The 24,537-nt window shown below is 26.8% G+C and carries 24 protein-coding genes; 4 read left to right on the top strand and 20 right to left on the bottom strand.

The genetic code is table 11. From position 1 onward, the window contains the following. Positions 1-38 precede the first annotated feature (38 nt). The 4 genes from JNUCC81_RS13545 to JNUCC81_RS13560 all read right to left on the bottom strand — a co-directional run bounded on the left by JNUCC81_RS13545 (position 39) and on the right by JNUCC81_RS13560 (position 6,190). Positions 39-2,486 carry a cell wall-binding repeat-containing protein gene (locus JNUCC81_RS13545; RefSeq protein WP_454093965.1) on the bottom strand — a complete coding sequence of 816 codons (2,448 nt, stop codon included), beginning with the start codon at positions 2,484-2,486 and terminating at the stop codon, positions 39-41. 108 nt (positions 2,487-2,594) lie between these two features. Continuing rightward, the gene (locus tag JNUCC81_RS13550; RefSeq protein WP_454093966.1) at positions 2,595-3,551 is read right to left on the bottom strand and encodes an alpha/beta hydrolase; all 957 of its coding nucleotides are present in this window, start codon (positions 3,549-3,551) and stop codon (positions 2,595-2,597) included. Between the two features lie 172 nt (positions 3,552-3,723). Continuing rightward, positions 3,724-5,838 (bottom strand): DNA topoisomerase III, encoded by a 2,115-nt coding sequence (locus JNUCC81_RS13555; protein ID WP_454093967.1) that lies wholly within the window; start codon positions 5,836-5,838, stop codon positions 3,724-3,726. Positions 5,839-5,890: 52 nt separating this feature from the next. Then, positions 5,891-6,190, bottom strand: a complete 300-nt coding sequence (locus JNUCC81_RS13560) for a hypothetical protein (protein WP_208334806.1) — start codon at positions 6,188-6,190, stop codon at positions 5,891-5,893. Positions 6,191-6,369: 179 nt separating this feature from the next. On the opposite strand from JNUCC81_RS13560, the gene JNUCC81_RS13565 reads away from it, so the two are divergent. Together JNUCC81_RS13565 and JNUCC81_RS13570 are read left to right on the top strand one after the other, a co-directional pair. Then, on the top strand, positions 6,370-6,846 hold the full coding sequence (locus tag JNUCC81_RS13565; RefSeq protein ID WP_454093968.1) for a hypothetical protein: 477 nt from the start codon (positions 6,370-6,372) through the stop codon (positions 6,844-6,846). 170 nt (positions 6,847-7,016) lie between these two features. After that, positions 7,017-7,496: a hypothetical protein gene (locus JNUCC81_RS13570; protein WP_454093969.1), complete on the top strand. Its 480-nt coding sequence runs from the start codon at positions 7,017-7,019 to the stop codon at positions 7,494-7,496. Between the two features lie 65 nt (positions 7,497-7,561). Here JNUCC81_RS13570 and JNUCC81_RS13575 read toward each other — a convergent pair whose 3' ends face one another. From JNUCC81_RS13575 to JNUCC81_RS13630, 12 genes are all read right to left on the bottom strand, one after another. Then, on the bottom strand, positions 7,562-7,861 hold the full coding sequence (locus JNUCC81_RS13575) for a DUF3892 domain-containing protein (protein WP_454093970.1): 300 nt from the start codon (positions 7,859-7,861) through the stop codon (positions 7,562-7,564). 42 nt (positions 7,862-7,903) lie between these two features. Beyond that, positions 7,904-9,022 carry a tetratricopeptide repeat-containing glycosyltransferase family 2 protein gene (locus JNUCC81_RS13580; protein ID WP_454093971.1) on the bottom strand — a complete coding sequence of 373 codons (1,119 nt, stop codon included), beginning with the start codon at positions 9,020-9,022 and terminating at the stop codon, positions 7,904-7,906. Between the two features lie 204 nt (positions 9,023-9,226). Next, positions 9,227-10,414: a methionine adenosyltransferase gene (gene metK / locus JNUCC81_RS13585; RefSeq protein ID WP_454093972.1), complete on the bottom strand. Its 1,188-nt coding sequence runs from the start codon at positions 10,412-10,414 to the stop codon at positions 9,227-9,229. A gap of 18 nt (positions 10,415-10,432) precedes the next feature. Beyond that, a complete protein-coding gene (gene speB, locus JNUCC81_RS13590) occupies positions 10,433-11,317 on the bottom strand; it encodes an agmatinase (protein WP_454093973.1) in 885 nt (294 codons plus the stop codon). Continuing rightward, positions 11,304-12,158 carry a polyamine aminopropyltransferase gene (speE, locus tag JNUCC81_RS13595; RefSeq protein ID WP_454093974.1) on the bottom strand — a complete coding sequence of 285 codons (855 nt, stop codon included), beginning with the start codon at positions 12,156-12,158 and terminating at the stop codon, positions 11,304-11,306. The genes speB and speE overlap by 14 nt, the downstream gene beginning before the upstream one ends. Before the next feature lie 298 nt (positions 12,159-12,456). Further along, positions 12,457-12,870, bottom strand: a complete 414-nt coding sequence (gene speD, locus JNUCC81_RS13600) for an adenosylmethionine decarboxylase (RefSeq protein WP_454093975.1) — start codon at positions 12,868-12,870, stop codon at positions 12,457-12,459. Positions 12,871-12,897: 27 nt separating this feature from the next. Then, complete coding sequence (locus tag JNUCC81_RS13605) at positions 12,898-14,349, bottom strand: aminotransferase class I/II-fold pyridoxal phosphate-dependent enzyme (protein ID WP_454093976.1); 1,452 nt, start codon at positions 14,347-14,349, stop codon at positions 12,898-12,900. Positions 14,350-14,764: 415 nt separating this feature from the next. Further along, positions 14,765-15,256 (bottom strand): hypothetical protein, encoded by a 492-nt coding sequence (locus JNUCC81_RS13610; RefSeq protein ID WP_454093977.1) that lies wholly within the window; start codon positions 15,254-15,256, stop codon positions 14,765-14,767. Then, positions 15,244-16,767, bottom strand: a complete 1,524-nt coding sequence (locus tag JNUCC81_RS13615; protein WP_454093978.1) for a TrkH family potassium uptake protein — start codon at positions 16,765-16,767, stop codon at positions 15,244-15,246. The genes JNUCC81_RS13610 and JNUCC81_RS13615 overlap by 13 nt, the downstream gene beginning before the upstream one ends. Before the next feature lie 123 nt (positions 16,768-16,890). Then, a complete protein-coding gene (locus JNUCC81_RS13620) occupies positions 16,891-17,571 on the bottom strand; it encodes a potassium channel family protein (protein WP_208333693.1) in 681 nt (226 codons plus the stop codon). A 10-nt stretch (positions 17,572-17,581) separates the two neighbouring features. Continuing rightward, on the bottom strand, positions 17,582-17,974 hold the full coding sequence (locus JNUCC81_RS13625) for an NAD-binding protein (RefSeq protein WP_454093979.1): 393 nt from the start codon (positions 17,972-17,974) through the stop codon (positions 17,582-17,584). Positions 17,975-18,112: 138 nt separating this feature from the next. Continuing rightward, complete coding sequence (locus JNUCC81_RS13630) at positions 18,113-18,823, bottom strand: hypothetical protein (protein WP_454093980.1); 711 nt, start codon at positions 18,821-18,823, stop codon at positions 18,113-18,115. Positions 18,824-18,908: 85 nt separating this feature from the next. On the opposite strand from JNUCC81_RS13630, the gene JNUCC81_RS13635 reads away from it, so the two are divergent. Both JNUCC81_RS13635 and JNUCC81_RS13640 read left to right on the top strand, forming a co-directional pair. Next, complete coding sequence (locus tag JNUCC81_RS13635) at positions 18,909-19,637, top strand: M48 family metallopeptidase (protein ID WP_454093981.1); 729 nt, start codon at positions 18,909-18,911, stop codon at positions 19,635-19,637. Positions 19,638-19,787: 150 nt separating this feature from the next. Next, a complete protein-coding gene (locus tag JNUCC81_RS13640; protein WP_454093982.1) occupies positions 19,788-20,702 on the top strand; it encodes a DUF2935 domain-containing protein in 915 nt (304 codons plus the stop codon). A 43-nt stretch (positions 20,703-20,745) separates the two neighbouring features. Here JNUCC81_RS13640 and JNUCC81_RS13645 read toward each other — a convergent pair whose 3' ends face one another. The 4 genes from JNUCC81_RS13645 to JNUCC81_RS13660 form a co-directional block, all read right to left on the bottom strand. Next, a complete protein-coding gene (locus JNUCC81_RS13645; protein ID WP_454093983.1) occupies positions 20,746-22,071 on the bottom strand; it encodes a hemolysin family protein in 1,326 nt (441 codons plus the stop codon). A 289-nt stretch (positions 22,072-22,360) separates the two neighbouring features. After that, positions 22,361-23,161 carry a PIG-L deacetylase family protein gene (locus tag JNUCC81_RS13650; protein WP_454093984.1) on the bottom strand — a complete coding sequence of 267 codons (801 nt, stop codon included), beginning with the start codon at positions 23,159-23,161 and terminating at the stop codon, positions 22,361-22,363. Between the two features lie 147 nt (positions 23,162-23,308). Further along, the gene (locus tag JNUCC81_RS13655; protein ID WP_454093985.1) at positions 23,309-23,827 is read right to left on the bottom strand and encodes an ECF transporter S component; all 519 of its coding nucleotides are present in this window, start codon (positions 23,825-23,827) and stop codon (positions 23,309-23,311) included. 27 nt (positions 23,828-23,854) lie between these two features. After that, positions 23,855-24,445: a class I SAM-dependent methyltransferase gene (locus JNUCC81_RS13660; protein ID WP_454093986.1), complete on the bottom strand. Its 591-nt coding sequence runs from the start codon at positions 24,443-24,445 to the stop codon at positions 23,855-23,857. Positions 24,446-24,537: the final 92 nt, after the last annotated feature.

The following is a 24,537-nucleotide window of genomic DNA, read 5'->3' on the forward strand; positions in this document are numbered from 1 at the left end:
CCATATATAGGTCCTCTTTTATTTGAATAACTTATAATCTATTTAATTATATTTATACATTCATCAATAACTTCATTATCCATACCACCTAATTGAATCAATTTAGTTGCATTTTTAACTACAGACTTATTGCTTCCTTTTTTAGCTAATATGACAGGATAATTTTTTGCCAAAGGAGAAACAGTCAGAGCATCAACTAAAATATCCCCTTTAGATATATAAAATTCATTTGTACCTTTATAGAATTTTTCAACTACTGCTTGATTAGTATCATATCTATCTAATCCGCCTAATCTAGTTGCTTTAGTTTTACTTACTATAGACTGATCCATTACTGATGTTGAACCTATAACATAGTTTTGTACATTATTTGTATTATAAGTTAAATCTTTACCATTTGTTAATATGATTGGTACTCCATCTCTACTCGCAACAGATGATACACTCATTGCATCTGCTTCACCTTTATATCCATTAACTAAAAATACCTTATCAATATTTTTTATTTTCTTTATCTCATTAGCTACCTCATAACTAGTTTTTAATCTATCTATTCCTCCAAGTCTTACAACTTGTATACTATCTGATTTTAATTTATCTTCTACAGCTTTACTTACGGCTGATGTACTTCCTATAATATAAACTTTATTAACTCCTTTAAGTCTTGACATAGTATCATTTGGTATTGAGTCCGTTTTTGTTAATAATATAGGAGCATTTGTAGCACCTGCTAAACCACTTGCACTTAAACCATCTGCCACTGTATTATCAGCATTGACTAATATTGCTGTCTTATAATTTTGATGATCTGCTATAAGGCCTGCTGTCTCATATCTATTTTCACCTTTTATTTCATCTATAATCAGGTTAGATTTTGCTTGATTTATAGTGTTTATACTACCTTGTCCCACATATCCTTTAACTGTAAAATCATGACTTCCTGGTATTGAATTAGTTACACTTGAAGGTATCACTCTATCTGGATTTATTTCTATATTTGATCCACGATTATCAGAAATTATTGTAACATGCCCTTTTGATGCATTATATAAATTTTTCCCATTTTTATCGTTTACTAATGTTGATGTATTAAATACACCAAGTCTATATCTATTATAATCATCATTTATACCTAACGAAGATAAATAAACATCCATTTCATTCATAAAGCTGGCTGCCTTCTCTCCCCAAAAAGGATCTGATGCATATTTTACATTATTTCCTAAATTTTTATTTCCTACGTTACTTCCATAGTATTTATAACTTTTTGGATTCAAATATCCATTTGACATCCAATCTCTAGCAAATTCATCAATACACACTTCTATGCTTTCAAATTTCTTTGCATCTTGAGGACTAGAATCTTTAGCATTTAATCCAAATATATTATTTTTTTCCTTAGCAAGTTTTGAATTACCTCTAGCCGATTCATTCATAGCTATACCAATCATATAAGATGCATTAACACCATATTTATTTTGAGCTTTTATAAAATATTTCCCAGCTCCTTTTAATACACTATCTACTGGAGTTTTGCTTTCAAAGTATTTATTTATATCATCTGCACTGTATGATGATTTACTTCTTCCTGATAGATACTGATAGTAATTATAATATGGATTATTACTATTTACTGCATTGTTATGATTATTTGATTTTGCATCAGATATTAAATTTTCTATATCAGTATAGAAATAGTTTCCATCATAACTATAATATCTTTTCCCTGATACCATAAATGATGGCGCTTTACCTATACTTCTTTTGCTTCCATTATTACCCTCTACATTAGAACTTATATAGTGGTTTAGTTGCCCATTTACATTTTCATAATAACTTAGATTCTTGGCTTGATTTATAGGTAGTAATACTATATTAACACCATCTTTGTCAGCTTTTTCTATCCAACCTGTATACCCTGATATCTCTACTTTTACCATATCTGCAGTCTCTTCTATTACCGGTACATCGTCTATAAATCCATGATTTATATATGTATGAGCATCTGACTTATTTGCATTTGGATACACATTTGTTGTGTAATTCATTGAATCTTGAGATATCCCTTCTCCTATTTTAACGATGCGCCCTATTGAGTTTGTTGTATATGCTACCATACCCTCACTATTTATAACAGTTGGTATAATATTTTGAGATACATATTCATTTTCTAAACTATTAGCTATATTCACTGCATTATCTAAAGTATCAGTCCCTTCTACAAATGTATACGAACCATTTACATGAGCCAGGGCAACTTCGTAATTTGAATCTGTTTTTAGTTTGAAATAATTAATACTAGATAACTCTTCTAAATCTTGTTGCACTTCTTCTGGAGCATAATTATAAGATTGGTATATCTTTGGTATTGATTTTTGATATGTTTGATACTCATTATTTTCATTTGCATAAGATAATGGAACTATGCCATTAAAAGCAATAGCACTAATAACTATACTTGCACAAATATTTTTCTTTAGTTTCATAAAATTCCCCCTAATTATAATAAAATTTCTATGCATAAATTATAACATAGTTTTATTTATAAACTAATAAAAGTACCTAATTAAAGGTACTTTTATCTATATCGACATTTATTTTTTAAAAACATATTTATCTATAAATGAATATATTCGATTAAAATATTCATCTCCTAATATATCATATCCATTTACATGTTGAACTCCATCTATTAACCAAAGCTCTTTTTTATCATGAGGTATATTATCATATATTATTTTACTGCTTTCAGGTGCACATACTTTATCTTCCTTACCGTGTATTAAAAATATTGGTACAGTTATATCCCTAACTGCTTCATATGGCTTTACATCGTCATAACTAAATCCTGATTTCATTTGTGTATATAAATTACCCATAAACTTTGCATAGCTAATAGGTAAAAGTGGTATATTTTCAGCTTCTATTCCTAATCTTATAGCATCTTCCATTTCATGATATGGTGAATCTACTATATAAAAGTCTACATACTTATTTTTTTCATTTATTTTAGAATGCATTAAAGCTGTTCCTGCTCCCATAGAATGTCCATGAGCTCCTAATTTTCCTTTTGGATATCTTTCTTTAACAAATTTAGCTACACTATCTAAATCAAACTTTTCGTATAAACCAAATGTATAATCATCCCCTCCAGTGTTTCCTGTATGTCTTTGATTATATATTACAACGTTATATCCTCTTTCAAGATATTCAAAGGCTTTCTCTAAATATTCATAGTAGTAGCTTTCTATACCATGTACTAATATAATTGTATTGTCTGTTTTAATATTTGACTTTATAAACTTTGTTTCTACATCATATCCATTCTTTGGTGATTTTATAGATAAATCTTCATATTTATAATTTTTAAGCCTATCTAATGGTTTATTTTCTCTATTTGAAAATACTTCTAAAACTTCTTCATTTTTTATACTTTGTTCAGATCCAACTGATCCATCATAAACTAAATATCCTACTACATAAGATACTGTTAAAAACAGTATAGTTATTATTGATATAATTATAATTGCTATTTTTTTCTTATTCTTCATATATTACTCCTTACTTTTATTACTATTACCTAGTACTAAAACTAAGTATACATTATTTTTTTACTTTTTTCTACATATTTTTGATTTTAATACAATTGTGTCTATACATTACTTTTTATTTTCAAAATAAAAGACTATAGATTTTTTAAATCTATAGTCTTTATTTTTATATTTATTTTTTAAGCTTAGCTAAAGCTTCTGCAAAAGGATTATTAAATACCTCTTCATTTTTATTTTGGTTCTTTAAATATTTATTTACATCTTTTTTAGATGCTTTATTTTTTTCTTCTGCTTTTCTCTTATTAAATGAGCTTAACTTTTCTCTATGTCCACAGCTACATACAAAAGTTTTACCTTCACCCTCTCCACGAAGCTCTAGTTTTTTATGACAAACTGGGCATCTTGAGTTTGTCGTTTGTGATACAGTTTTTCTAGTATTACATTCTCTATCTTCACAAACTAACATCTTACCTCTTTTACCATTAACCTCAAGCATAAACTTTCCACATTCTGGACATTTATTCTTAGTAATATTATCATGCTTAAATTTAGAGTCACTATTTTTTATTTCTCTAACAATATCTTTTGAGTAATTTTTCATATCATTTATAAAGCTATTTTTATTTAACTTTCCTTTTGATATATCTAATAACTTAGCTTCCCAATCACTTGTTAATTCTGGAGTTTTTAATTCTGTTGGTACTAATTCTAATAATTGTCTAGCTTTAGAAGTTACATGTATATCTTTTCCTCTTTTTTCTAATAAAAAAGAATTAAATAACTTTTCGATTATATCAGCCCTAGTCGCCACTGTTCCTAATCCATTTTTTTCCATAACTGTTAGAAGTGTTCCTTCATTTAGATATGCTGGTGGATTAGTTTTTCCATTAGTTTTGTTTATTTTAACTACACTCAATATATCTTTTTCATTTATATTTGGTATAGAAATCAATTCTTCATCATCGCTATCTTTATAAGTTTCTTTAAAACCTAAGTTTATAACTTTATTTCCTTTGGCTGTAAAAGTTTCTCCTTCTATTTGAGCAATTATTGAAGTTTGCTCATACTCATAAGGAGGTAATAGTACTGATAAAAATCTTTTAACTACAAGGTCATAAATTTTTCTTTCTTTATCACTTAAATCTCCTAAGAATACTCTTTCTTCTGTAGGTATAATAGCATGATGGTCACTTACCTTTGAATTATCTACAAATGACTTATTTGAAGTTATCTTATTTTTTAATATTTTATTGCATACCCTTGAATAGTCACTTACATTAACTGCTCTTACTCTGTCAGCCAAAGTTTCTACTATATCACTAGTTAAGTATCTAGAATCTGTTCTTGGATAAGTAAGTACTTTATGATGTTCATATAACTTTTGCATTATAGATAATGTTTCTTTTGCTGAATAACCAAAAATTTTATTTGCGTCTCTCTGTAATTCTGTTAAATCATAAAGTGATGGTGCATACTTTTTCTTTTGAACTTTATTAACATTAAATATTTTTAAATCTTTGTTTTTTACCTTATTTATTATATTATCTATTTTTTCTTCATTAAAGCTTGTACTACTATTATTTTTATCATTCCACATAAATTTAACATCTATATTTCCTTTTGTAGCTACTAAGCTTATTCCATAGTAATCTTTTGCCTTAAAGTCTCTTATTTCTTCTTCTCTTTTTAAAATCATAGCAACTGTTGGAGTTTGAACTCTACCACAAGAAAGTTGTGCATTATGCTTTGTAGTTAGTGCACGAGTTGCATTTATTCCCACTATCCAGTCTGCTTCTGACCTTGCTATCGCTGAAGCATACAAATTATCATATTCCTTTGCATCTTTTAATTTATTAAAGCCTTCCTTTATAGCTTTATCTGTACTTGATGAAATCCAAAGGCGTTTAAGAGTTTTTTTAACGTGTGCTTTTTCTATTATCCACCTTGCAACAAGCTCTCCTTCACGTCCTGCATCTGTTGCTATAATAATTTCAGATACATCATCTCTATTCATTTGAGACTTTACAGTATTAAATTGTTTACTACTTTTTTTAATTACTACTGTCTTTAGATGTTTTGGTAATATTGGCAAATCTTCTATATTCCAAGACTTATACTTTTCTCCATATCCTTCAGGATCTGCTAATGTAACAAGATGACCTAGTGCCCAAGTTACTATATATTTTTGTCCTTCTATATATCCATTTTTTTCATTTTTACATCCTAATACACGTGCAATATCCCTTCCTACTGAAGGTTTTTCTGCTAGGACTAATATTTTTTTCATAAATTTTCCCTTCTTTTATAAGTAAATATTTTCATTATTACTTATTTTCTAATTAATAATAGAAACAAAAATCTGCTTCTACACAAAATTGTCCTCTACTTAAAAGACCTCCATATGAAATTGTTATATAATTCATTTGAGAATCTAGTGCTTTATCTATTATTACTTTATACCCATCTACATCATATAAATTGTCACTAATTTTAGGTTCGTCTAATTCAAAATCTAGCTTAGCATCTGAAGTCATTGTTATACATCTTGTAAGTATTCTTATGCATTTTTTATCACTCGTTGCTAATAATTTATCTAATTCTTTCTTTGCTTCTTGAGTTATAAGTATATTCATTTCCATCTTGTTGTCTCCTTACTTAATATATTTATCTTTTTATAATATCATTTTTATAAAAAATTCGCTATTACCATTTTATTATTATAACTAATTTACGTTTACAATATTTGCTACTTTTTATAAAAATCTATCTATGAATAATTATATTTTTTTTACTTAAAATATAAAAAAGGAGCAGTTATATGAAAAAATTCACTATACTTTTTATTATTTTCTTTTTATTTTTTTCGAATTTTAGTTTTGCTAATTCAAAAATAGATTTTAATACTCAAATAGATAAAGTAATTAATTTAAGCAATGATTTAGATACATTGTTAGATAGGTACACAACATTCTTAAATAACTATCCAAATTATGATGGTTATGAAGAACCAAGTGAAATAGAGTATTTAAATAGACAGCTGAGTGTATACCAAAGTCACGTATTATCTGATCTATCAGAACTGAGAGATTTATATTCAGTTACAGTGGATTTAAAAGATAAAGCAAAAATAGCTAGATTATATAGTATATTAACTCAATACTTAATAACTTTGATACATTTGAGATTGTTTTATACAGAAGAAGATAAAGCAAGCATGTTATTTTTAGCAAATGAATATAAATCAAGTGCTGATAGAAAATTACAATTATTAATTAATAACAATACTAATGCCTAAATACCTTAAACTATAATTTTAAAAAACTACTAGTAGAGAATTATCAATATACTATTAGTTTTTTTAATAGGAAATACTATTTATGTATAACTATAAAATTATTTCAAATCAAAATATATTACTGAATAATTATACTTTTTTTACTTAAAATATAAAAAAGGAGTAATTATATGAAAAAATTTATTATGATTTTTATTATATGCTTTTTGCTTTCTGTAAACTTTAGCTTTGCAACTTCAATAATAGATTTTAATGAAGAAATAAATAGAATAACTTCGTTACGTGATAATTTAGATATAGTATTAAATAGATATGAAAAATTTTTAAATAGCAATCCAGATTATGATGGATCTGAAGTACCAAGTGAAATAAAATATTTAGATAGACAAGTTAGTGTATATCAAAGCCATATAATTGCTGATTTGCTAGAACTTAGAGAATTATATAATTCTTCATCAGATTTAGAGTATAAAGCAAAAATAGGCAACTTATATAGTATACTAATCGACTACTTAGAGACTTTTAACTATCTAAGAGTATTTAGTTTGGAGGAAGATAAATCTAATGTATTATATTTAGCCAATAAATATAAATCATATGGTAATCAAAAATTAAATTTATTCATTGAAAACTATATTAATTCAAAATAGATATGTATTTTGATTATTTTAATATATAAAAGGGGTAGTTATATAACTACCACCTTTTATACATATTATTCTGTTATAGAGGGCAGGTTACTTAAATTATTGTTTTCTTTTTCATCTGGTAGAGTTCTTAAGTACTCATTCCCTTTTCTAGTTGGAACTCCTACTCCTAATATCTCTCCATCTTTAGCCATTTGAATACCTTCTTCTTTAGTCAATCTCTGACCATTTGATAATTCATACCCTACAATTTCTCCAGAGTGTTTTACTACCGCTGTTATTTTTTTTGCATCTGCATTTGGTGATGGCACTTCTTTATTTATATTTTTAGGTAAATTTCCTATCATATTATCATTATTAAAATCCATAAAATTACCTCCTAAGTATTTTTACTTAGTTTTTGTCTCTAGTTAGGATTTATTCATAGTGTTTAAAAATTTTTCAACTTCTTCAATTATATCTCTATCAATTTTATCTTTAAAAAATTCTTTATTATATTTTACTGACACATCTTCTGGCTTATATTTGGAAGCCATTTCATTATACATATACGATTTTTTAATATTTCCATTTCTATAATGGCATACACAAAGTTGTATCATCGGTAAAAATGTATACATATCATGATTAATCAAACTCATATTATCTTTTTGAGGTGATAAATTTATTGCACATTCATACCAATAAATTGCTGCATCCAATTTATTTTCATTTAAAAATTTGCGTCCTAGTTTACAGCAAAAATCAGCTCTTGGTATATCATATTCAAAAGATTTTAAAATATATTTTAACTCATTTTCGCTATCACCTTTGTATAAATAACAATCTGCTAATTTAGAACATGCTGCTTTAATATCTTCTACCCATCCATCTTTTTTATCTAAAAATTTTATATATTGTTTTATTGCATCGTCATAAAGTCTATTATCATAAAGTTCATTTGCATAATAAAAAATATCTCTAGTTGAAAAATTCTCTCCTGTAGATACTAGTTTTTCATAAATTTTTAAATTTCTATTAGTGTATTCCTTTTCTTTTTTATGAATTATATTTATATCTGAATGGATTATATTTCCTCTTACATCAAGATATTCATGAACTTTACCTACCCATTTAAAATTATTACTTGCCTTTACTAATCGATTTCTTTTTAAAGAGCTTGTAATTTCTCCATTTTTATTAACTGACAATACATAATTCATAGTTACTGAATCTATACTTTCATCTATACTTTCTTTTAATAATTTAAATTTATCTATATCACTTTTATTTAGTACATCATCTGCATCCATCCAGATTATATAATCCTTAGTAGCCTTTGAAAATGCAAAATTTCTAGCTTTTGAGAAATCTTCAACCCATTTAAAATCATATACCTTCGCTCCAATATTTTTTGCTTTATTTATAGTTTTATCTCTAGAACCAGTATCTACTATGATAATTTCGTCCACAACTTCTTTTATAGAATTTAAACATCTTTCTATTACTTCTTCTTCATCTTTTACTATCATACATAGACTAATTTCCATTTTTACCTCCTATTTTAATACTTATATAATTTTAGTATGAAATGAATTCAAAACTAAAAACGTAATAAGATATTATATTCATTATGAAGCTTTTTATTGCATACATGCTTTTAATCCAAATAAAAATCTCATTTATCAAAGTGTTTAACCTTCAATAAATGAGATTCTTATAATTATTTATTTAAATATTTTTATTTATTATTTTTAAAATGCTTGAACTTTTAATAACTCAGCTTTATCTGTTCTTTCCCATGGTAAATCTATATCAGTTCTACCAAAGTGTCCATAAGCTGCTGTACTTTTGAATATTGGTTGTCTTAAGTCTAAGTCTCTTATTATTGCACCTGGTCTTAAGTCAAAGTTCTTTTCAACTAATTTAACTAATATTTCTTCAGATACTTTTCCAGTTCCAAACGTATCTATAAATATAGAAAGTGGTCTTGCTACACCTATTGCATATGCAAGTTCTATTTCACACTTGTCAGCAAGCCCAGCTGCAACTATATTCTTAGCTACATATCTTGCAGCGTAAGCTGCAGATCTATCAACTTTTGTAGCATCTTTTCCTGAGAATGCTCCACCACCGTGTCTTGAGTATCCTCCGTAAGTATCTATTATTATTTTTCTTCCCGTAAGGCCTGTATCTCCTTGAGGACCACCAACAACGAATCTTCCTGTTGGATTTATATATATCTTAGTTTCTTCATCTAATAAATTAGCTGGTATAACTGCTTTTATTACATGATTTATTAAGTCTTCTCTTATTGTTTCACTAGTTACTTCTTCTCCATGTTGAGTAGATATAAGTACTGTATGAACTCTTACTGGAATATTTCCTTCGTATTCTACTGTTACTTGAGTTTTTCCATCTGGTCTTAAGTAATCTAATGTAGAATTTTTTCTAACTTCTGTTAATCTTCTAGCTAATTTATGAGCTAAAGATATTGGAAGTGGCATTAATTCTTCTGTTTCGTTACAAGCAAAACCAAACATTATACCTTGGTCACCTGCACCTACTTTTTCTATTTCATCTTCTGCTGTTTGTCCATCTCTATTTTCTAATGCTTCATCAACACCCATAGCTATATCCCCTGATTGTTCATCTATAGAAGTTATAACTGCACAAGTGTCACAGTCAAATCCATATTTTGCTCTATCGTATCCTATTTCTCTTACTGTTTCTCTTACTATTTTAGGTATATCAGCATACGCTTTTGTTGTTATTTCTCCCGCTACTAATACAAGCCCCGTTGTTACTGTAGTCTCACAAGCAACTCTTGATAGTGGATCTTTCTTTAATAATTCATCTAATATTGCATCTGATATTTGGTCACATATTTTATCTGGATGCCCTTCTGTTACTGATTCTGATGTAAATAAATGTCTTGCCATTTTAACCACCATCCTTATCTATTTGTTTATATTATCACATAATACAAGTGATAACTCTCTTAATATCTTACATGCTGTTACTGTAGATACATTAGTATTATCATAGTCTGGGCTAAGCTCTACAATATCACATCCCACTAAGTTTATATTTCCATTTTTTAATATACTAAACACATTTTGAAACTCTCTATATGTTATTCCTCCAGGCTCCGGAGTTCCAGTACCTGGGAATATTGATGGATCTAATACATCTAAATCTATTGTTAAATAAACTCTCTTTCCATTTAAGCTATCTACTATATCTTTAAATGTATCTATACTTCCAACTTCCATATAAGTATGATTTTGTTTTAACGCAAAGTCAAACTCCTCTTTAGTTCCAGATCTTATTCCAAATTGGTAAATTCTATTATCTCCAACTAAATCCCATACTCTTTTTATTACTGTTGCATGTGAATTTTTATTATTGTTATATTCTTCTCTAAGGTCTGTATGGGCATCGAAATGAAGTACACATACATCTTCATATTTTTCATAAACTGCCTTAAATGCAGGTAGTGTAACTAAGTGTTCTCCACCTATCATAAAGGGTACTTTTTTATCACTTACTATTTCTTTAGTACTTTTATATATTTCATCTAATACTTTTTTAGTATCTCCAATACTTAATTCTAAATCTCCAATATCGCAAATTTTGAAATCTTCCAGATCTAAATCTAGCATTGGAGAATATGTTTCAAGCCCATAAAATTCAGGTCTCATAGAGCTACTTGCAAATCTTGTTCCCGGTCTATTAGAAGTAGTTCCATCAAATCCAACTCCATAAACTACTACATCAGCTTCATCATAACTTGAATCCATTCCCATAAAAGTGTTTATATGAGAAAAATTATTTACTTTCATTTAACATATCCTTCACATATTGAGGTAACATAAATGCACCTACATGTATATCGCTGTTATAGTATTTAGTTTTTAAGTTTAATTTTTCCCATGCTTCTCTATTTTGATTTTTTATTGGGTCAAACTTTTTAGATGCAAATCCAAATAACCAATGTCCTGATGGATAGGTTGGTATATGAGCTTGATAAACTTTAGCTATTGGGAATAAATTAGTTATTTTTTCATTTGCTCTTTTCATTTCTTTAGCGTTAAAGTCAAAATAAGGACTTTCATTTTGATTTACAAGTATTCCGTCTTCACTTAACACTCTATAGCAATCATTATAGAAATCAATTGAGAATAATCCTTCTCCAGGTCCTATTGGATCAGTTGAATCTACTATTATTAAATCATAAGATGCATCTTTTGAATTTTTAACAAATGCTACACCATCTTCGTAGTAAAGATTCACTCTTTTATCATCTAATTTACATGCACATATATCTATAAATTTTCTAGATACATCTACAACCATTTTATCTATTTCAACCATATCTACCTTTTCTATTTGTGGATAACGAGTAAGTTCTCTTACCGTACCTCCGTCTCCTCCACCTATAACTAATACATTTTTTATATTCATATTAGTAGCCATAGGTGTATGAACTATCATATCATGGTATATAAATTCATCTTTATAATTAACCATCATAAGCCCATCAAGTGTTAAAAATTTTCCAAATTCTTTACTTTCAAACACATCTACTTGTTGAAAATCAGATTTATCACTAAATAAATGCTTATCTACTTTTATCGAAAAACGTACATTATCAGTCCACTCTTCTGTGTACCAAAGTTCCATAATAGCTCCTCCAAATTTATTTATATTTTCTATTTTTAAGCGTCATTTTTATCAAAACAATTATCAATATGTATGTGAATCTAATCGTTTCGATGATGTGAATAATATCGCCCACACAGTAGCTTAAACGTAGTGAATTTTACCTGCACTTATTTGCGCGATTTATATATATATGGTAAAATATAAGTCCAAATTTATTTTTATTTTTCAAGCGTTATTTTGAGCAACGAAATTACCTAAACGTATGTGAAGTTAATTAGTTGGCGATATGAACGCAGTGAATTTTAGGTATTTTTATTTATATAGCTTCTGGCTTATGAGTAATTGTGCCTAAATCTTTTTTTGCAAATTTTTGTATCTTAGTCGTTAATCCTCTAGGTATTTCAGTTGATTCGCTTCTTTCTGCTTTTAAAAGTTCTTCTAACAATTCAAAACTTTTCCACGGATCTATATCTCCACAAGTAAAGAAGTCTGCTGATGCGTATCCATATTCTGGCCATGTATGTATTGTTAAATGAGACTCAGCTATTATTACCGCACCTGATACTCCCCATGGATTAAAATGATGGAAAACTGAATCTACTATAGTTGCCTTTGCATTTAATGCTGACTTATTCATAAACTCTTCTATTAGTTTTGGGTCTCTTAAAAGCTCTTCATCGCAATTGTAATATTCAACTAATATATGACGTCCTAATGTTTCAAATTTCATAACTCTCACTCTCCTAAATATCTAATCTTAATTTATAACTAAAATTGTTTCTAAATTTTTGTCTTTCATATCGCATAAGTATGCATTACTATCTTTAAGTAGTTTTATATAATCAATAATTTCTTTTGTAATTAGCTCTCCTGGTGCAACTACTGGTATTCCTGGAGGGTAAGCCATTATACTTTCACCACTTATTCTATTAACACAATCATCAATATTTACACTTTCTTTTTTTGAATAAAAAGCTTCTCTTGGGTTCATCTTTATAATTGGATTTATTTGTTTTATTTTAATCGCACCTTTACTTACATTTTTTGAACTTATTAAAGCAATTATTTCTATTGCATTTATAAGTTTATCTACGTCTTCTTTTGTAGTTCCAAGCGATATAAGTACTAGTATATTATTTATATCTCCCAGTTCCACTTGAATATCAAATCCTTTGTAAAGTAAGTCATAAACTTCAAATCCTGTTAAACTTAAATTCGATACATTTATACATAATTTCGTTTCATCAATATAATCTACACCTTTGTTTTTTAATAGTTCTTTTGATAAAACTTTTATATTATTAATTTTATTTAACCTAGACTTTGCATATCTAGCTAGTTTTATTGCATTTAGTAATTGACTTTGACCATTTTTTACTAAATTATGTCTTGCACCATCAATACTTGACATAAGCAAATAAGATGCTGACGTTGATTGAAGCATATTTATAATTTGCTGAATTTTATCTGCCTCAATATCCTTATTTATTAAAAGCATTGATGCTTGAGTTAATGCGCCTCCACTTTTATGCATACTTACAGCACTCATGTGTGCTCCTAGTTCCATAGCTGATGTTGGAAGTTCTTCATTAAACGGAAAATGTGCACCGTGTGCCTCATCAATTAATACTAAGATATTTTTTTCCTTGCAAACTTTAATTATTTCTTCTAAGTCGCAACATGCTCCATAGTAAGTTGGATTTAATAAAAATACTGCTTTTATGTCATTTACTTCGTCTAATGCTTTCTTAATCTTGTTAGCATCAACATTTAAACTAATACCAAGTTCATTACTAAACTCTGGATCTATAAATACTGGCTCTCCTCCACTTAATATAAGTGCATTTATAACTGATTTGTGTATATTTCTTGGTAACAACACTTTATCTCCTGGATTTATTGTAGATAAAATCATTATTTGTATTGCTCCTGTTGTTCCATTAGTTATAAAAAATGCTTTATCACTTTTGTATGCTTTTGCTAGTAATTCCTGAGCTTCTTTTATTATACTTTTGGGATTTGATACATTATCCATTCTTGGAGATGAATTTATATCCATATTCATTAAATCGTCACCAAAATAATTATTTAAAATCCTAACACCTTGATTCTTTACATGTCCTGGTACATCAAAGCATGATATATCCTTCATTGAATATTTTTTCAAGTTGTATAAGAGAGGTATTTCCTCCGATTCTATATCTTTCATTTAAATCCCCCTTTATTAATAATCTATGTCATCAAACTTATTATAACTATCTTTTTTATTTACTTTTATTAAACTTACAAATCTAATTATACATTCTATATTTTTTTTTGCAACCATTTTTTTATATTTTTTTATTTTTTTATATAAAAGTTAAAGTTCAGTGTTTTACACATTTATTCAACTTTTGAAAAAAAAAGTTTTTATTAATTTTTATAAAGTTTAGTATAACTAATTATATCCTCATATTAATTTTATTAAAAATTAGTATAGCTAACCTTTTTTATAATTTTTATACACTTTCATTCTAAGTGTTAAGCATATTAATATTTTAATTTTATTTTTCTTGTTAAACTATTTTTTCCGACAATTTTTTTATAAAAAATAGCACCCATTTTTATGGATGCTATCTAAATTCCTATTTATGTTTTTTATATAATATATAATTAACAGAAAATGAAATCATTATTAAACCTACCGCTATTAATATTTTATAACTAGGTACATCTGGCTCTGTCACAATTCCACTCTCTATAATATCTACTTTAATTGCATGTATATCAGTATCTCCCATATGTTCACTACAAGCTTTATTATATACACCTTCGACTTCAAGCTTATCTCCGATTTTGTTGTATCCACCATATACTTTTATATTTTTTATATCTTCATTTTTCATATATACACCTATAGCATTTGTGCTGTCTTTTATATTAACCCATCCATACCCATCTCTTTTCAATGATTCTCCAATTACTTCACCTTTTACACTAATAATCTTATGATTAAATTCCTTAGCATTTGTAATTAAGTCATTTATATTAATATTTTGTGCACCTGATTTAGTTGGATATATTGCAAAAATAAATGTGCTTATTAAAATCAATATTTTCTTTATCATTTCATGCATATTTTCTTAATCCCTTCAAATGAATATCCTATAAGTACAAATACTGCCATAAATTCTAATCTTGCTACATACATAGCAAATATATAATAAATCTTTAAAATAATAGGCATATTTGGTTCAATTATACCTATAGATAATCCAACATTTCCTGCCATTGATGCTGATTCAAATATCGATTGATTTAGTGGATAATTATAAAAGCATGCTAATAATACTCCACCTAAAAATAAAATTAGATAACAAAGTATTATTATTGCACTAGATCTAACAATTTCACTATCTAGTACATGGTCTTTTATATGGTGAAATTTAAATGTTTTTATTCTTCTTTCTGATACTAATGATTCTTTAATACTTGCTATAAACCCTTTAAATACAACTGCTAATCTAAGTATTTTAAATCCTCCAGCAGTTGAACAAGCACTTCCTCCAATTAGCATAATTATTGACAAAACTAAAATATTAAAATCGCCCCACTCATATGCAAACTGACTTGTATATGCACTCATAAATCCAGTAGTTGTATGTGCTGATAATAGAGTAAATACACTTTTTCTAAATGTTGATATAAAATCTGGATATAAATTAAGATTATTAAGCCCCTTTGTTAATAAAAATACTCCTAAAAATATAGTAATTAAAAATGTTCTTATTTCTATATTTTTATAGATTTCCCTATTATTACCTCTCCATATGCAATAATGAAGTCCAAAATTTATTGAACCTAACATTAAAAATATAGTTGCTATTATTTCATATGAAAAGCTATGATAATACATTATATTTTGACTCATTGGAGCAAACCCTGATGTACTCCATGCTGATGATATTATGCAATAACCGTGGTACAAAGCTCTAACGGGAGATAATCCTATTTGCATACCATTTATCCAAAGCATAAAAGTTCCTACTAATAAAAATAATAAACTTATAATCCATATAAGTTTACTTGTATTATGTGTATTTGGTAATAATTCAATATCTTTGCCTTCTGCCACATACATTTTATAAGCACCTTGAGTTTTTTTAGTTAAAAAAGTTATTGCAAGAACTACCATTCCTTGTGATCCTAAAAATGTTATTGTGTGTCTCCACATATTTAAACTCATACTTACATGATCTAAATCTTGTATTAAAAATACTCCTGTTGTTGTGAACCCACTCATAATATCAAATATTGCATCTAAAAAAGATAGCATATGGCCACTCAAATACAGTGGAATAGCAGCTAGTATCGTAAGTATTAACCATGATAAGGATACAGTTACCAAACCATGCTTCCATTCCATATATGTATTGTTTTTATTATTTTTCCCAATTGCCATAAGTGAAAATCCAACTATAAACGCTATATTTATACTTATTATAAAATCCATTAATGGCTCATATTCATTTAATAATAAAGCTACTATCATTGGTATTAACATAAAAAATGAGCTACCAACTACTATATACCCTGTATAATAGCTGATTACTTTTAAATCTCTACTATTTCTTTTACTTCTTCGCATGAAATCCTCCATTTACATAAACGAAGTCATAAATAACAACGCTAGTAATAACAAGATTATATATCCTATTTCCTTTACAATCCCAAGCAAAACGTTTTTAAATTTCAACATGCTAAAGCTCCTTTATATATATAAAGCTTCTTCTAATTTAGAGTAAATAAACTGACTTTTACTTTTTATATTTTCACTATCAGTTGCTATTACTACTTTATCATTATCTTTTAGCAATAAGTCTCCTTTGGGATATATCACATTAGAATCTCTGTATATATAAACAATTACAAAATCTAGTGGCATTACTAAATCTTTTATTAACTTATTACACCAAGAAATATTTTTATCTATATAAATTTCTACTAAAACCATATTTCCTCTTTCAAAAATCTGAAGTATTCTAATTTGTTCATTTTCAAATTCCCAATCTATTAAGTTGCTAATAACTTCCGTACTGCAAACTGTTTTATCTACTGATAACATTTTAAATACTTCTTGATTTTTAGGATTGTTAATTCTCGATATGGTTTGCTTTATATTAAAATTCTCTTTTGCAACTTCACAAATAACTAGATTTTCTTCATCTTTACCTGTTGCAGCTACCACTACATCAGCTATATCTATTTCTGCATCTCTTAATACATCTAAATCAGTACCATCGCCATGTATTATATCTGTATTTATTTTTTTTGATATTTTATTACATAAATTTTTATCTTTTTCTATAAGTGTTACATTATGCTTTCTATTAACTAAATTTTTAGCAAGATAAAATCCTACCTTGCCTCCCCCTATAACTATAACTTTCATATCTTCCCTCTTATACTCTAGATTTTAATTCTTGTATCCCAAGCTTAATTGGGCTTATATAATTAATCCCTAATGATGTATATATGTGTTCTTTATTCATATCTACAACCCTTGCAATTACTTTATCTACATTAAATACTTTTTTAGCAATTTTGCAGGCGGTTATATTAATACTATCATTTTGTGTAAGTGCTAAAAATAGATTACAATACTCTATTCCTGCTTCTCTTAATATATCTATATCATATTCCACTCCTACTAATCTTAGCGCATTTATACCTTTTCCTAGTGATTCTAACTTTTCTTTATCTTTGTCTATTATTACTACATCATGTCCATCATCTAAAAATTCCTTTGCAATACTAGAACCTAATTTCCCACATCCTGCAATTATTATGTACATATCAATCACCTCTTGATATATTTCTCTTAAATTTATTATATTAACTCTTCATGTATGTTTCTCCTTCTTTAAAGAATGATTTAATATAAAATTTAAATTTTATAAAATAAAAAAGAAGCAAAAATGCTTCTTTTTTATTTATTTTAGATTTTTAATTATGTTATCTATTGGCATTAATCTATTAAGGTAATACCATTTACAATCAGTATCTAAAAATTTTGCATATTCTTTTTTACTTTTATAATCATGTGCTTTTTTAGTAAAGAATTTGTGCTCTTTTTTTCCATCTCTGTTTTTTATAGTCTCATATTTAAGTTCATTAATAAATTTGTAATCTAAGTATCCAAAAATCTGTACTTTTTCTATATTATATAAATCTTTTATTAAATGTCTTTTTACTTTATCTTTTTTATCTTCCATTTCTAAATTTAAATGAACACCTACATAATAATTACTTTTATTATTTTCAAATTCGTCTTTATCTATTATAAGTCTAGTGTGTATTTCTTTTGCTATTGCTGTTTTTATAGCTATCTTTTTCTTATTTATAACACTTTCATCTATACCCTTACTCATTAAGTAATTTAAAAATCCACATTCAGAAACTTTCTCTACAAATATTCTTTGTTCTAATACTTCTTGTTGCAATTCTTTATTTTTTATTTCTTTAGGTATTAAATTTTTATATTTATCAAAGTGTTTAGATTCATTTAGAGCAAATTCTCTACATTCTTTTAATTGTTCTTGTGTCACATTTACAGATTTAGTAATTAATTTTTCAAATCTTTGTTTTATACCTATATTTTTAACAAATACTTCATATTTGTTATTTACTTTTATATAATTCATGTATTTCTCTCCTTAAAGTTTATATTATATAATAATAACATAGAAAGTAATATTATATACATTATTAATTTAAGGAGGTTTTAATTTGCATAAGATAAAATATAAAGATACTTTTATAAACTATAATATAAAAAGAACAAAGCCTAAAAAAAGTATCTCTATTAAAATAAAATATCCTGATACTGTTGAAGTTTTATCGCCTTCATATGTATCTGATAAAGAAATACATAATTTAGTTTTATCTAAATCTAATTGGATTTTTAATAAATTAAAAGAATTTGAAAATAAAAAAGTTAAGGAAGTTAATCTAAGTTTTGAAGATAATAGTAAACTACCTTTCCTTGGAGAAAATTATATTCTAAATATTATTAAAAGTAACCAGATTATTAATTGTAAATTAGAATTTGATAAAAATAAGTTTATAGCTTATGTTCCTACATTTATGTCCGTTGATAAACAAAATAAAGAGCTTAAAAGGCTTTTTATAGAATGGTTAATATGGTATGGAACTGTTATTGTTAACGAACGCATAAACATTTATTCAAAAAAATTAAATGTTTCTTATAAAAGTTTTAAAGTTAAAGATCAAAAATCAACTTGGGGAACTTGTTCTTCATTAGGTAATATTTATATAAATTACAAAATACTACTTGCCCCTATTGACATAGTTGATTATGTAGTTGTTCACGAGCTTTGCCATCTTAGAGAAATGAATCATTCTAATAAATTTTGGTCTTTAGTTCAAAGTATTATCCCTGATTATATAATTAAAAAAAATTGGCTTAAAGAAAATGGATTTAAACTTAAAGTTTAAACCTATTTTTGTGTTGACATGCACAATATATCACCTTAATAAATAATGTAAAATAGGACATTTTAAGCAACGGATTTGACTTAAACGATATCAAATGTCATATCGTTGGGACATGATGAAATCAAATTTTTTATTTTAGGAGGAGAAAATATGTTAAGCGATCAAAAATATGTTATTTTATCACTTGAACTTCACTTGTTTTTTTCAAGAATTATGAAAGAGCATTCTCTTTTTTTAGAGGCTGGATTTACTCCTAAAGACTCGAACCTTGCTAAAGAAGCTGATCATTATAAAAGGGAGTTTGAAAAACTGTTATCATATACAGTAAGTGCCAGTAATGGTGTAATTAGACCTGATGTTTTAGAATCTGGAGAAATTGTTACTGATTACACATTAAGCACAGAGCAAAAAACACAAAATTTAACAGGTATAGAGATAAATCAAAATATAACTAATTCAGAGGCAAGATTACACAGTGGAAGAAATCCTCAGGTTAGTTCTGAAATGGTAGACTATGTAAAAAGACTTAACTCTAATGCGAAGAAACTTCTTAATGGCCTTATTAATTTTAAACGAAGAGTATTAAATGGTGTGTTATCTTGTAATCTATTTACAGTTAATTATCCTCTACTTATTGATCACATAACTCGTGAAGCAATTTTATATCTTTCTTTAATAGATGATTTAGAAAATAGAATTGACATTGATTCTATGGATATAAGAGAAACAGAGCTATTTTGGGATCAAATCATGATGGAACATGCATTATTTATTAGAGGTTTACTTGATCCTTCTGAAAATAATTTAATTGAAACTTCCGATGATTTTGCTAATGAATACGAAGATTTGATTGAAGAAGCAAAAAACATGACAAATGTAACAATAAATAGTATTACAAATGAAACTCTAAACCAAACAATTCAATTTAAAGATTTTAAACAAGCAGGAACAGCTGGACTTGATCAATGTAAAATAAAATCTATAATACTTCCTCTTCTTGCAGATCACGTATTAAGAGAGGCTAATCATTATATCAGATTATTGAAAAATTATACAAAAATGTAATTTAGATATATATAAAAAAGAAGCAGATTTAATCTGCTTCTTTTTAGCTTACTTTTATATCTATGCTTTCTAAATAAGTTACCTTTACATTTTCTATTCTCTTATCATTTACAGTTATAATCTTTATATTAATCCCTTCTACTTGAAGTTCCTTACAATCATTTACTTTTGGTATTTCACCTAATTTAGTAATTATATATCCATTTAATGTATCATAATCACCTTCCTCTAAGTGTAATCCAAATCTTTCATTAAACTCGGACAACCCTATACTACATTTGACCATGTAGCTATTATTTTCAGTTTTAACTATTTCTTTATCTTCTATATCATACTCATCTTCAATATCACCCATGATTTCTTCTATTAAATCTTCCATGGTCACTATCCCACAAAATCCACCATACTCATCTATTAATAACGCAATTTGAATTCTCTTTAATTGCATTACTTTAAATAATTGATTGGCCTTTTCAGTATTTAAAACGAAATATGGTTTTTTCATTATTTCTCTAATGTTTATATTTTCAAATCCTACTTTTTTCGCTTGAATTAATAAGTCTTTAATATGAACTACACCTATAATATTGTCTATGTTATCTTCATAAACAGGTATTCTCGAATAAGGTAAACTTAATAATTCATCTATATAATCTTCAACATCATCATCTATATCAATCGAATAAGTATCTTTTCTAGATGTCATTATTTCTTTACATAACTTGTCATTAAATTCAAATACACTTTCTATCATATCTTTTTCATCTTTATTAATAGAACCTTGTTCTTCAGACTGTGATATTAATGATCTAATTTCTTCTTCAGATACTTGTTCTTCTGTATTCTCCTCTTTATATCCTAAAAATTTAAGTACTATATGTGTTGATAAAGATAATATTTTAATAAATGGTTTTGTAATTATTGATATAAAATAAATTGGTTTTACAGAGAAAAGTGCTATTTTTTCTGCATTTTCTAAAGCTATCCTCTTTGGCACAAGTTCTCCAAATACTAAAGTTATATATGATAGTATAAGGGTTACTATTACCATTGATATTGGCTGTGCATAAGGTATTTGTAGTTTTTCACTTAAAATACTAGATATACCTGTTGCTGCAGATGCACTTGAGAAAAATCCTGCTAGAGTTATTCCTACTTGAATTGTAGCTAAGAAATTACTTGGGTCTTCTATTAGTTTTTCTAATAATATCGCCTTTTTGTTGTTTTCTTTTGCTAAATTTTTGATTTTATTTTTGTTTGCTGATACAATTGCCATTTCTGCTGATGCAAAAAAAGCATTTACCATTGTAAGTATAAGTATTAATATTAATTGTAATACAAGCCTCTGGGGCTCAGGGTCTGGATTCATTTCATACCTCCTAAAAATTATATCGCCAATGAACTACGAATAAGGTCCATTGCTCAAATATATTGATATGATGATATCATATTTATATTTAAATTTCAATTATTCTGTGACTGATTTTATAAAAATTCATTTTAAATTTATATTTTTAGTAAAAAAGGTATTAATCCTTAATAGAATTAATACCTTTTTACTTTATTAGTTTTTATTTATGTATATTTTAATTTATTTTATTATTATATTTAATAATAACTTATCATAGTAATAAAATATTTTATAGATTCAGACTTATTTAATAAATACTTAGAACAGATGTAAGACGTGGATCACTTAGTAGTTTATCAAAGTAGCTATGTGCAGAAGTATAACCTATTCCAAATTTTTTCTTTTTCTCATCAACTTCTCTATATTCATAGCAAGCTTTTTTTACTTTGTCATGCATTTCAGAATTATTTGCTTCATATATGACCTTCTTATCCATAGGTATATCTTTTCTATATTCAGGCTTAACAAAATATAAAGCGTCTTTTACTTTTTTTTCATCACTAAGTTTTTTTAATACTTCTCCATTTTTTCTATGCATTATATGATCATCATACTTATAATGATGAGATATATGAGTAACACTTCCTAAATTTTTTTCAAAATCTAATATAGTTTTTTTCATTAACTCATAATGAGTTCCTGGCTTTTCATCTATATCTGCTAATATTTTAATATTTTCTTTTTTTACCCCTAATTGCTTAAGTGCATCTCTAAATTCATTATTTCTTAACTCTTTCTTTTCTTCTCTAGTTAAATCTTTAAATTTTTTATTATTTTTAAATACATTAACTCCAGAACCATCTGAAACTAAAACTACATATACATTATTCTCTCCAACCTCATTTACTGCCCTGGCTATTGCGCTTGCTCCCCATAAAACTTCATCATCCTGATGCTGTGGATAAAATACAACATTTTTACTAAACTTTCTATCATAATTAGCTTCATGTTTTAACACAGAGTTATCTGAATTTTTTCTCCAAACTACAAAACCTATTATTAATATTAGTAATATACCAATACATATTTTGAATATTTTTCCATTCATTAATAAACACCACCTAGTACTTTTTGTCGAAAACAGTCTTTTCTTCGAATGGGTTTATATTAGCATATTTACTTTAATTTAGTCTATAAATCTAACAATATTGAAACATTTTTGTAATTTTTTAGTTTTTTATTTATATTTTGTTTTCTAAGTTAATACTTTAGATATTTCTGGGTTTTTAGTCATAAATTTAACTAATATAGGTATAAATACTATTTGTATCAACATACCTGGAATAGCTTGTGCTAAGTTTCCAAATATAAATATAACTGGATTAACTTGAGGAGCTATAGTAATAGATACTAAAAATGCACCAACCATAGCAAACAATCTCCCCCCAATCATAGCACCTATTAAAGATATATACGTATTTTTAGTTTTGTTAAATAAAAATCCTGTTATTATTCCATATCCACAGAGTTCAAAAGCCATTATAGGCATCATAGGAACTATTGGTGGCATTCCTGTCATAAGTCCACTCAGTATGGGTGTTATAAGTCCAACTAATCCGCCATAAATAGGTCCTAATAAAAATCCTCCTATTAAAACTGGTATATGCATTGGTAAGAATATGGGTCCTGCCATATTTACCGTATGAAATATCATTGGAAGTATTATACCAAATGCTATAAAAATTCCTGATAAAACTATTTTCTTACTTTTCATAAATAAATTCCCCCTAATTTTATATTATTAATTTCTATTTATAACTAAATAATAAATATCATCATTTTCAAAAGCATCTACCACATTTAAACCAACTTCTTCAAACAAATTCTTTTGCATTTTAACACATATAAGCCTATCTTCTCTAACCACTTCATTTTTCTCTTTATGCATATTGTTTAAAAATTCTCTACTATTAGAATGAGCTATCATAAGCTGTCCATCCTCTTTTAAGTTATTATCTACTAGAGACTTGATAGTAGCGGTTCTATTTTGTAAATGCGGAAACATTGAATAAAGAATTATTTTATCATACTTTTCATTTACAATTTCATTTTCAATATTTACTAATTTAAAAGTTACGTTAGTCATATCTTTAAACTTTTTACTAGCAATATTAATCATTCCTTTTGAGATATCTACCCCTGTTATATTCCCATTAGGATTTAACTTATTTATAAAAGGTATTAAAACCCCTGTTCCTGTACCAACATCCAATATATTAGTATTATTTTTAATATTTAATTTAGATAAAAGAGTGTTTATCTTTTCTTCATTTACTTCTATAATATCATCCCACTGATTCGCTATACTATCAAAAAACTCTGCTTGCCCCATAATATTCCCCCTTTTTTAATTTAAACACAAAAAAAGCCATGAAGTATTAAAAGCCTTCATGACTTTGTTTTTTTATTATTTATCTAAGATAA

Source organism: Faecalimicrobium sp. JNUCC 81 (assembly GCF_053667625.1).